Here is an 11966-nt window from a genome sequence, read left to right as displayed (position 1 = left end):
AGTAAATAGCTATTCATCAGTATTCAATGGAAAATGGCATGCAACAGAATGATCCTTTATTGATATCAATTCCGGGGTTTGTATACATTTTTTTTGTGCATAAGGACATCGCGGTCCCAATCGGCAGCCAATCGGCAAATGTTCGAGAGAAGGTATTACTCCTGGTAAAGTATTTAAAGGACTTTTATGAGGCATCGCTTTTCCAAAATCAGGAATAGCATAAATTAGTGCTTGCGTGTAAGGATGGTAGGGTGACTTGAACAAATCTTTACTATCTGCTATTTCCACCGTTTGCCCACAATATAGAACATTAATACGATCGGTCCACCGAGTTACCATTTGTAAATCATGACTAATCAATAAAATAGTTGTCCCCATATTTTGATTCATACTTGCAAGTAATCGAAAAATTTGCGCTTCGGTTGTTGCCTCCATCGCATTAGTAGGTTCATCAGCAATAAGTAGTTTTGGCTGATTAGCAAGTGCAATAGCAATCATTACCTTTTGACATTCACCTTCAGTTAATTCAAAAGGATAAGATTTTAATATTTCTTTATGATTCTTAATACCTACACGATGTAATAACTCGATAGCGCGATTTTTGCGCCAAAAAAAACGTTGCCACCAATGACCTTTAAAAGTTCTTCTTGGGATCACATCAATTAATTGCTGGCCTATTTTCATTGAAGGATCTAAACAAGATTGTGGTTCTTGGAATATCATTGAAATATTAGCACTAATAACCTTTCGCCGTTGTTTTGGTGTAAGATTTAATAAATCAATATTATCAAAATGAAAGCGATCTGCTGAAATCCTCCAATTATTATTAGTTACCCCTAAAATAGCTTTTGCTATCAGGCTTTTACCAGAACCAGATTCCCCCACTAATCCACGAATTTCACCTTCAGATAATTTTAGGTTTACTCGATCAATTGCCCTTAAAAATCCATCAGGAGTAATAAATTCAATAGTCAAATTGCGGATATCTAATAATGCCATAACTAATTACTCTCTTGACGACCATATAGACCAAAAATAAATAAATAAACTAATGTAATAGTAACAGCGACAGCAATCCCTGGTGATAAAAAAGCCCAATAATTAGTAGTAATAATATCTTTCATTTGAAACATCATCATACCTAAATCAGGACGAGAAATATCATTGGCAAAACCTAAAAAAGTTAAAGTGGTAATTGCTAAAATAGCAGTACCAAATAAAGAAACCAGTTCAGTTAAATAAACAGGTAATATATTAGGAATAATATAATTATTTAAAATTGTAAACGACGATAATCCATCTAATCGATAGGCTGTAATATAGGTTTTATGCCATTCCTTGAACATTTGTTGGTAAATATTGTGAATAAAACGAGGCATGTAAGATAAAACAATAACTATTAGCATATTAGTGATATTGTCTTCAATTAATAAGCTAATTACGATTACTGCCAACAATGGAGGAATTACCATACAAAATCGAAATAATAATAATATGAGAGTTCGTAAAATTGGAACAAAAAACATTAGATAATTTAATGCACTACCAATCAAAATCACATAAAATACAGCTTTCATAGTCATAGCGATAGTTGACCGATATGCAATTAATAGGTAATAAAATATATCTTGTCCTTGAGCATTAGTTCCAAGAATATGGTTAATATCGCCATTAACAACCCAAGCTGGCGGTAGAGAAACAGCATAAATAGGATCTAAATGAGCATGAAAAAACCAACGAGTAGATAAAGCTACAAATAGGATAGCCAAAATTCCATAGAACCCTATTACACAATAAAGATCGCTATGTAATTTATTAAAACATAGAGTTAACCTATTAATTAACTTTGTTCGACTAAACATAATTTTCCTTATGCCGCATAGGGTAAATAACAATAGCTGAAATTTCACCAAACAATGTCAATAAACTAATCAAAGATCCACATGCTAAAATTGCAATAGCGATAATGGAATAATTATGATGATGATAAGCCATCATAATCCATTGTCCTAATCCTACCCGATTAAATAAGATCTCAACAACCATCGTAGAAAATAATAACGTCGTAGTATTATAAGTTAACAATGGAATAGTTGCAGGAATTGAATTAGGTAATAAGTGTTTACGTAAAATTTTAAATGGTGAAATTTCACGAATAATCGCCATTTTAATAAAATTTTGTTGAGCTGTATTTTTTACATTCTGGCTAACTAATTGAATAGTTACAATACTTGGTTGAATAGATAAAATAGTAATGGGCAAAAGTAAATATTGCATCTGTTCAAACAATAATTTTATTTTATCTGTTTTAGATGAAATAATAATATCTAATAAAGAAGTACTGCTAACTGGAGGTGCAACATTAAAATTGATAAATAATGACCATCTGGAAGATGATAAATACATAGTTACAATAACAATTAGTACTAAAGGACATGAATAAAGAAGCAAACAACTTAACCTAATAGTATTATTTAACCAATTAATATTACTCAATCCAAGAAAAACACCCAAAGGAATACCAATAAATAAGGTAATAACTAAAGCTAAAATACAAAGCTCAAATGTAGCAGATAATGTATGTAAAAAAGGGACATGTTCTCCGGATAACAATATGAATTGACCTTGCATTAACTGCTTAAAAAAAGCAGTATAGGCATCTGAAAAACTCAAATTGTAAAACATTGAGTGGGGAACAAAATAAACAAGACAAAAGCTAATCTGAGCCAATATACAGACAATAAATAAGAATGTTACTATTTTTTTTAAAATATAAATTATCATTATACATCTTTATCGTAATCAATGACTCAAATAGAAGCAGTGGGTGACACATGTCACCTCACTTTATTAATAATAGTTTTTCAATCAGATGGTAATATTGGTTTACTTGCCTCAGCATACGCATGATCTTGTGCACTTAAACCACCTGCATTACCTTTACCATTAAAGTGATATTCCGATTCCTCACGAAGTTTTATTGCCACCTCTGGTACCAAATTTTCAGGAGCTGGTGCTTTGGTCATAGCAGATGAAGAATAACCTACTATTTCATTATGATCAGTCACTGCCAAATTAACACTATTACTGTCATTTTGTTCACCATCTTTATTTTCAAAATTTAATTCAACATTAATAGGTGTTTCATTTTGTTGTATTTCATCAATAATATTTGAATCAACAAACTTATTAGTACTCTCTATTTCACCTTTAATAATAACTGGTAACAATAATGACGGAATAACTGGAACAACATTATTTGATTCGTCGTTATTAATCAAACTACCATAATCAATTACCACTCTTCCTAACGCTAATTCTAGTGAAGCAGCTGCAAATGGTAATGGAACCGGAGATTGTTTGAGATAGTTATTTTTAACACGACGCTTATTTCGTTGTCCATTCATCCGTAAATGTCTAGAAGTACGGCGTTGACGTTTTGGTTGTAACTCTATAGTCGATACATCTGTTGTTTCTGATACAATGACTGGCAGCAACACAGAAGGTATAATTACTTTCTCTTGTACAACTGGTACAACAGATGTTTCATTAGTCACCTCTGATGTTTTAATTCGCACACTCTTAGTTAATGATCTCTGTTGACGCCTAGGTTTAACTTCACGCTGTTTTGTTTGAATAACTTCATTAACGACTTTAGATGTGTTACTTGAGACCGAATTAACGGTATTATTATTTTGTTTAGTTCTACGACTGTTATTTTTAACTGGCTCTTTTAGTTCTTCGGCTACAATATTGGTGGTGTTGGTGGTAGTTGAGCTGTTATTTTTATTATTACGTTGACGCCGATTATGTGATCGCTGATTCTCGCGTCTTTTAGTTGGTTGTGCCTTTACGATAGGTTGAGATTCAGTCTTTTCGGCTGCAAACAATTTACGTAATTTCGAAAATAGGCCATTAAATAGACCAACTGATTTCTCAGATTTTAGTTTAGGTTCAACTTTTCTAACTTTAGATGTGATACTCGTTTCAACTTTTGGACCTGAAAGCACTGCCTGTTCAACTATAGCTTCAGCAATTTCTTCTTCTTCCTCTTCTTCAAGTTCACGAATAAGTTTAGGTAAATTATAACTTAGCACATCTGTTTCTTCACCGGCACGCTTACGAATGACTTTATAAAGTGGCGTTTCCATCTCTTCATCGCTTGCAATCACTATTTTGACATCTGGATGCATGCGTTCAATATTAGTAATAGCTCGGCGTTTTTCATTCAATAAATAACTAGCAATGGGTACCGGTACAATCACATCAATTTGTACCGTATTATCCTTCATCGCTTCTTCTTGAATCAATCGAAGAATAGAAAGGGATAATGAATTATTATCTCTGATGGTTCCCGTTCCTTGACAACGTGGACAGATATGATGTGTTGCTTCACGTAAAGAAGGACTTAAACGTTGGCGCGACATTTCAAGCAAACCAAAACGTGAGATTCGTGTAGTTTGAATTCTTGCTCGGTCTGTTTTCATTGCTTCTTTAAGGCGATTTTCTACTTCACGTTGATTACGAATCGGTGTCATATCAATAAAATCAATAACAATCAAACCACCCAGATCGCGTAAGCGTAATTGACGAGCAATTTCTTCCGCTGCTTCAAGATTGGTATTAAAAGCAGTTTCTTCAATATCACTACCACGAATTGATTTTGCTGAGTTAATATCAATTGCAGTTAAAGCCTCAGTAGCATCAATAACAATTGATCCACCAGATGGTAACCTGACTTCACGTTGAAATGCTGACTCAATTTGACCTTCGATTTGAAAATGATTAAATAATGGTACATCACCTTCATAGAGTTTAAGGCGGCTTACATACTCTACACGTCCTAAATCCACTAAACGTTTTTTAGCTATTTCAAGTACTTTGGGATTATCAATCAGAATATCGCCAACGTCATCACGTAAATAATCGCGAAATGCACGAGTGATAATATCACTTTCTTTATGAATTAAACTTGGAGCAGGATGATTTTTAGCTTCATTTTGAATAGCAGTCCAATAATTAACCAAAGCATCAAGATCTTGTTGTAACTCTTCTTGGGTTTTACCAACACCAGCGGTTCTTGCAATAACCCCCATACCTTTTGGTTTTTCAATTGAATCAATAATTCGTTTAAGATCAGCGCGTTCTTCACCTTCAATACGACGTGATACACCACCCGCACGCGGATCGTTAGGCATTAAAACTAAATAACTACCCGCCAAGCTAATATAGGTAGTTAGTGCTGCACCTTTCTTACCACGAATTTCTTTTTCAATTTGAATTAATACTTCCTGACCTTCTTGTAAATGTTTGATGCTACGGCGTCCGGAAATATTAGAAGGGAAATAACTTTCAGCAATTTCTTTTAATGGCAAAAATCCATCACGTTCACCACCATATGAAACAAAAGCAGCTTCTAAACTTGGATTGATTTTGGTGATTTTACCTTTATAAATATTAGCTTTTTTTTGCTCATGACCAAGGCTTTCGATATCTAAATCATATAACCGTTGGCCATCAACAAGAGCAACTCGCAGCTCTTCTTGCTGGGTTGCGTTGATTAGCATTCTTTTCATTATTCTACACTCTTAATTAATCTTAACTAATTGTAGGTAGAATCAAATTATTTATAGAGTGCTTATTTTAACAATGTTAACAAATGATACTAAACGCTGTACTTTTACACGGTATTCATTATTTTATTTGTGTTATTTTTGTTATTATTTTATGTGAATCCGCTATTATTTACCTAAATAACAATTCCATATTTCAGGCATAGCTTTAAATCCAAAAGCTGTGCACGTTTTTCAAACTATCCCTAAAATATAATCCATTGATATCATTTTATGGTTAATTTGCAATCCAACTTTTTGTTGTTTTTTAGCAAAAAAACTAAATCTTTATTTAATTGTTTAAAATAAACATATTATCTAACTATAACGATTCTACTTACGCTATTTTCTTTTAAAAACTTGTAATGTCTAACGCCATTGCTGCATTACAAGGATAAAATTATCCACCTCTATTATTCACGTTTCAGTTAAGGATAGCAAGCAAATTAAACCTTTTATTTTATAAATAGTTAGGATTTATTTTTCTGATGTTATTATTTTGTTTGACCATATTAAGAAAAATTATTTTTCTAAGATTTGAGTTTTATAATTAACCAATGATTTCAGTTAACACTATGAATAGAAAATATTAATTAAATTTTATAATAAAAACAAAATGATAAATACAATTTAATTACAGTGATATTACTAATAAGAATAAGGTAATAAGAAAAGTGCCAATAGACAGAATAAATAGCATAATGTATAGCTATTACTAATAAATTAAGTTTCTATAAAAATTATCTAAATTTTCTAATAACCAATCAAATATATGATAACAATAAATTACAATCATTTATTCAAGCCTTATTTTTTGATTAGTATTAAAACATAAGGCTTAAATAAAATATTTTCTATAGCTAATTATTATTTTTTTGGACCTTCTTTTACAAATAACATAGCCGTAATTCCAACCAAAGTGATTGCTGCAGCTAAATAAAAACCACTATTTAAACTTCCTGTTTTATCAGCAATAAGCCAAGTAAAGTATGGAGCACAAATTGATGCAGCCATACCAAAGAAATTATATAAGCCAAATGCAGTACTAAGTGATGCTTTTGGAGCATTATCTGCAACAAGGGCAATTAGAACTGGATTTAAGCTAATTTTACCAATAAAACCGTATAAAATTAAAACAGCAATAAGTAACGTATATGAATCAGAATGAACAATTGAAAAAATAGCTATCAATGATAAAGGCATCATAAATAATACCACAGGTTTGCGACGACCCAATTTATCTGAAACAGAACTACATAATAATGTTCCTATAATTGAAATCCAAGGAACAATTGATGCAATCTTAGATGCTTCAATTTTATCCATTCCACGCTCTACTTCTAAATAATTAGGTAACCACGTAATAATGACAAAGAAACCATAAATTGAACAAAAAATCGTTATATAAGCTAAAACTAGGTTTCTATTTTTAAATAATTGTGAGAAATTTGTTTTTGGTGCTGCTTGAGTCGAAATCGGTGCTGAAGCCTTTTCTTTTACGAATACTATCATCAATAGTGTGACTATTATTATTGGGATAGCGACTACTACAAATGGCATTTTCCATGATATATGGAAAACCTATATCATAACACTAGAAAGATAGTAACTCATCGCAATACCAAAAGACATACCACTACCAATAATAGCACTACCCAAAGTGATCCATTTTTTAGGAATCGCTTCAGAAGATAATGCGTATTGAGGTCCATAATAACATCCCTGAGCAGCTCCAGCTAACATCCAAAGTATAATAAAAATACTAAATGTTGGAACTAAATAAACTGATGCAATAAAAATAGCATATAAAGAAAAACCGATGACTAAAACACGTTTTCTTCCTACTTTATCGCCAAGAATTCCTGATGGAATTTGAAACAGAGTATAGGTAAGGAAAAATAAGCTCATAATCCCCCCTGTCTCAGCTTTAGTTAGACCAAAGGCTTCTTGTAATTCACCACTAAGAGGGCTTAATACAGACCGTCCAGCATAAATAACAATCCATCCCAAAAAGAAAATAATAACAAGTTTAATCCAATAAGATGCTGGAACAGGATTTTTTGAATCACTAGACATATTTCTTTCCACGATTAGGCAATATGATATATATTATTTAATAAAGTCTATATAATAACTATTTAGCACCTCACATTTATGATTTTTTTAATAAACAACCGGTTATTGTTAAATAAAAATTAATAATTATCCTTCGGATTTGAGTGATACCACAAACCTAGCCCCACCTAGTGGACTAGTTACCACAAACGCTTTACCATTATGGAATTCAGCCATTAATTTTACATAGGCTAAACCTAAACCATATCCTCCAGTGGAACGAGTTCTACTGGTATCAAGTCGAGAAAAAGGCATAAAAATCTTTTCCCGTGCATCAAAAGGAATACCTGCACCATCGTCATCAATTTCAATTACTACACTATTTTGCTGTTTAGTAAGATGTAAAACAGCCTTATGTGCCGCATATTTAAACGCATTAAGTAATAAATTTTTGACAATTGTTTCCATTAGATTAGTGTCAATTAATGCTTCTACATCTTGGCAATTACAAACTAATTCAAACTTTGGTGGCTTGAAAAGTTCTAGTGACTGACAAACTTTATTACCCCACTCTTTTAATGATACACTAGTTAAATTCAACTCAATATTACTTTGCTGCATTCTAAAGTAATTTAAACTTGCATTAATAAGTGCTTCTAATTCATTAATATCATCACTCATACCTTTTTGTAATAGTGATCTTTCTTGTTCATCATTCGATTCTTCGAGCATACTTAGTTCAAATCGCATTCTAGCAAGAGGAGTTCGTAACTCATGTGCCATTGCATGTGAAATAGTTTGATTAGTACTGACTAAATGTTCAATATGGGTACCCATATTATTAAGGACATTTGCTAATGGCTTAAATAACCAACCTTTAACATTTTCAGTACGAGCATGTAGATTTCCTTGCCCAAGTTGTTCTGCAGTTTGACGAATATTAACTAAATCTTTCCAGACTGCACTAAAAGCAAAATAGATCAAAATAAAAAAGATAATGGCACTAAATAATGCCCAAATTATCAGAAAAACACTTAATGACATGGTATTAGATTCTAAAATATCACGCATCACAATAGGACCTAATTGCAGCAAATTACCATCGTTTAAATCAACGTATACTACCTCTTTATCACTATCATACGAGAAACCCAGTTTTACTAATTCGTTTTGCACGGAATGTGGTAATGATGTAGTAATTGGCAGTACTTCAATTGGATAACCAAAATAAGGTTGTAATTCATTTACGACTTCCTGTAGTGGACGATCTTTATTTTCATTAATTTGCATTCGGATTAAATTTACTGTTCCACGCTGAGATTCACGAAACACAATATGGTCATCAGGCATATCGGTTAATGATGATGGCAAGGAATCAAATACCAATAAAGCTCCATAAGCAATAATACATTGTAATGAAAGTAAGATAACAAGATAAAATACAATTCGTCGATTAAAAAACAGTGGTTTAGCTAGTAATTGACTCAATGGTTATCCCCTTCTCGCAAGAATAAATAACCTTTACCTCGTACTGTTTTGATTCGTAATGGGTTATCTGGATCATCAAGCAATTTACGACGAAGTCTTGAAATACGGGCATCAATTGAACGATCACTGCCGTCAAAATCAATACCTCTAACTTGAGAAAAAATATCATCTCGAGATAGAATTTTGCCTGCATTACTAGCAAGTAACCATAAAAGGTCAAATTCTGCTGTAGTTAAATCAATTTCTTGATCTTGTAATGATACTTTACGATTTTCAGCATCAATTATCAGATTATCAAAAACTATTATTTTACCATTAAAAGGCATAATCAATTCTTTATTATCTTCTTTATCTAACTCAATCTGTTTCCTTCGTAATAAAGCGCGAATTCTAGCTAAAAGTAGCCTAGGTTCAACCGGCTTGGCTAAATAATCATCAGCGCCCAATTCAAGCCCGACGATTTCATCGATATTATCCTCACTAGCTGTCATAATAAGAATAAAATTATTGAACCAAGTACGTATATCACGGCAAATATCAAAACCCGATTTTTCTGGTAACATGACATCCAAAATCACTAGGTCAGGATTGAGTTTTTGAATTTTTTCTTCTGCTCCATCACCGCTATTATACCATTCAACAGTATAACCTTGTCTAATAAGATAAACTTGAATTAGATTAGCTAACCGTTCATCATCTTCGATAATTAATATGCGTTCACTCATTTTTCCTTCTTATTACTATAAGGTGTAAATTAGAGATACCTTATTATACAGACAATTTCAAACCCGTTACAAAATATATACAAAGAGCCTACAAAGTTTTCTCCCAGCCTATGAGAAAATCGTCATATTTATATAAACTGACTATCTTTATTAATAAATGAATACTTTTTCATCGATTGCAAATCATATTTTTTATCCATCTTATACCCAACACCAAACATCCATTGTTTTATGTGATTTTGATGGCACAATTAGCGTAAAAGATGTAACAGATACATTACTAAGTCATTTTGGTCAAGATGGTTGCGAAGAACTCGAAGAATTATGGGTTAATGGTAAGATTGGTTCTCAAGAGTGCATGAGTAAGCAAATTGCCTTGTTGGAAGCCAGTCTTGATGAACTCAATTGTGCCTTATCACAAATAGAAATTGATCCAACATTTAAAGCTTTTATTGAGTATACCGACATAAATCATATTCCCGTACATATTGTTAGTGATGGATTAGATTATGCTATTCAGTTTATTTTAAAACGTCATGGAATGGAACATTTACCCATTTTTGCTAATAAGCTATTGCATGATAATGATCGTAGTTGGCGATTAGAATTCCCTTATTCTAATAAAAATTGTATTAAACAAAGTGGTAATTGCAAATGTAATCATGTAAAACAACAACATTTTAATCAAATACTTTATGTTGGCGATGGTACTTCTGATTACTGTGTATCCCACAATGTTGATTTTGTTTTTGCTAAGGACAAACTCATTAATTATTGTGAAAAAAATAAGATTGAATATAGTGCAATTAATTGCTTTGCTGATGTAACCAAAGCATTAAAACAAACACAATTAGCAGCAATTCCATTCGTGATGGTAAAGTAAATTAGGAATTATAATGGATACAGCTCAAGATTTATCTTATTTTTTACCAGGTAGCAAAAATGGTGTACTTTTGATTCATGGGTTAACTGGCACTCCAAATGAAATGCGTATTTTAGCCAATGGACTACATAAAGCCGGATTTACTGTCTATGCGGTGCAACTTGCTGGCCATTGCGGTACCGAAGCTGATCTATGTCAAACAACATGGCAAGATTGGTACAAAAGTGTGCAAGACGGTGCAAATTATTTGGCTGAGCATGTTGATAATGTTTTTGTTGCCGGATTATCAATGGGTGCTCTGCTTGCATTACAACTTGCTGCTGATAGACCTGAACAAATCAAAGGCGTAGGTGTTTTTGCGCCAACATTTTATTATGATGGCTGGAGTATGCCTTTTTGGGCTAAAAAGTTTTTCTTTTTATTAGTCTATTTTAAAAAGCTTGGTATTTTTCAGAAAGTTTCTTTTATTGAAAAACCACCTTATGGACTAAAAGATGAACGCATTCGAGCAGTGGTATCGGAAAGTATGCTCAGCGGTGATAGCGGAGCTGCTGGATTAGCAGGTAACCCTTTCCCTGCTCTAGCCGAAATGCAGCTATTAGCTAAACATGTACGTAAGGATTTAGCCAAAGTAACTTCCCCTTGTTTAATCATTCATTCCGGTAATGATGATATCGCCAATATTGAAACCAATGCTAAATTGGTCGAAAAAAACGTTTCTGGATTAAAGAAACTTATTGTACTTAATGATAGTTACCACTTAGTCACCATTGATAGTCAACGACGAGAAGTCATTAACGAATCCGTTTCATTTTTCAATAAAATTGCAGAAGGGATAAAAGTGTAATGTCGCCATTAGTTATTATACTTTGGATCAGTAATATTTGTTTTGATACTCTCGGACAGGTTGCTTTTAAGTTTGCGGCTATTTCACCCAATAATCGTGATGGTTGGTATTACTGGCTAGATCTAGCAAAAAACATTTGGATCTGGGTTGGAATTATTGCTTACATTGTGGAATTTTTATTATGGCTAGCATTTTTAACTCTAGTTCCACTTTCTCAGGGCGTATTGCTTGCTTCATTTAATATTATTACCATTATGCTAGTGGGACGTATTCTTTTTAAAGAATTATTAACTTTACATCGTGTAGTAGGGATGTTGTTAATTACTGCCGGTGTGATTTTTGTAGGAATGAGTTGA

The 11966-nt window shown here is 32.5% G+C and carries 9 protein-coding genes and 1 pseudogene; 3 read left to right on the top strand and 7 right to left on the bottom strand.

What is annotated here, in order from left to right:
* Positions 1–9: 9 nt before the first annotated feature.
* The 7 genes and pseudogenes from sapD to A9G13_RS09200 all read right to left on the bottom strand — a co-directional run bounded on the left by sapD (position 10) and on the right by A9G13_RS09200 (position 9880).
* A complete protein-coding gene (gene sapD / locus A9G13_RS09230; protein WP_065557319.1) occupies positions 10–999 on the bottom strand; it encodes a putrescine export ABC transporter ATP-binding protein SapD in 990 nt (329 codons plus the stop codon).
* A gap of 2 nt (positions 1000–1001) precedes the next feature.
* Positions 1002–1862 (bottom strand): ABC transporter permease subunit, encoded by an 861-nt coding sequence (locus A9G13_RS09225; protein ID WP_065557318.1) that lies wholly within the window; start codon positions 1860–1862, stop codon positions 1002–1004.
* Positions 1855–2673, bottom strand: coding sequence for an ABC transporter permease subunit (locus A9G13_RS09220; RefSeq protein WP_176701967.1), 819 nt, complete (start codon positions 2671–2673; stop codon positions 1855–1857). Before A9G13_RS09220 ends, A9G13_RS09225 begins: the two co-directional genes overlap by 8 nt.
* Before the next feature lie 191 nt (positions 2674–2864).
* A complete protein-coding gene (rne, locus tag A9G13_RS09215; RefSeq protein WP_065557316.1) occupies positions 2865–5576 on the bottom strand; it encodes a ribonuclease E in 2712 nt (903 codons plus the stop codon).
* 903 nt (positions 5577–6479) lie between these two features.
* Positions 6480–7688: pseudogene (locus A9G13_RS11265) on the bottom strand (MFS transporter).
* A gap of 126 nt (positions 7689–7814) precedes the next feature.
* Complete coding sequence (locus A9G13_RS09205; protein ID WP_065557315.1) at positions 7815–9155, bottom strand: ATP-binding protein; 1341 nt, start codon at positions 9153–9155, stop codon at positions 7815–7817.
* On the bottom strand, positions 9152–9880 hold the full coding sequence (locus A9G13_RS09200; protein WP_065557314.1) for a response regulator transcription factor: 729 nt from the start codon (positions 9878–9880) through the stop codon (positions 9152–9154). The genes A9G13_RS09205 and A9G13_RS09200 overlap by 4 nt, the downstream gene beginning before the upstream one ends.
* Positions 9881–10037: 157 nt before the next feature.
* On the opposite strand from A9G13_RS09200, the gene A9G13_RS09195 reads away from it, so the two are divergent.
* From A9G13_RS09195 to A9G13_RS09185, 3 genes are read left to right on the top strand one after another with little or no spacing between them, the layout of a single operon-like run.
* Positions 10038–10763, top strand: a complete 726-nt coding sequence (locus A9G13_RS09195; RefSeq protein WP_065557313.1) for an MtnX-like HAD-IB family phosphatase — start codon at positions 10038–10040, stop codon at positions 10761–10763.
* Positions 10764–10776: 13 nt separating this feature from the next.
* A complete protein-coding gene (locus tag A9G13_RS09190) occupies positions 10777–11610 on the top strand; it encodes an alpha/beta hydrolase (protein ID WP_065557312.1) in 834 nt (277 codons plus the stop codon).
* Positions 11610–11966 (top strand): hypothetical protein, encoded by a 357-nt coding sequence (locus tag A9G13_RS09185; protein ID WP_065557311.1) that lies wholly within the window; start codon positions 11610–11612, stop codon positions 11964–11966. The genes A9G13_RS09190 and A9G13_RS09185 overlap by 1 nt, the downstream gene beginning before the upstream one ends.

This window comes from Gilliamella sp. wkB178 (genome assembly GCF_001690705.1).
Lineage (GTDB): Bacteria > Pseudomonadota > Gammaproteobacteria > Enterobacterales > Orbaceae > Gilliamella > Gilliamella apicola_K.
Note: the sequence above shows the minus strand (reverse complement) of the source record. Positions and strands in the feature narration are given on the sequence as shown.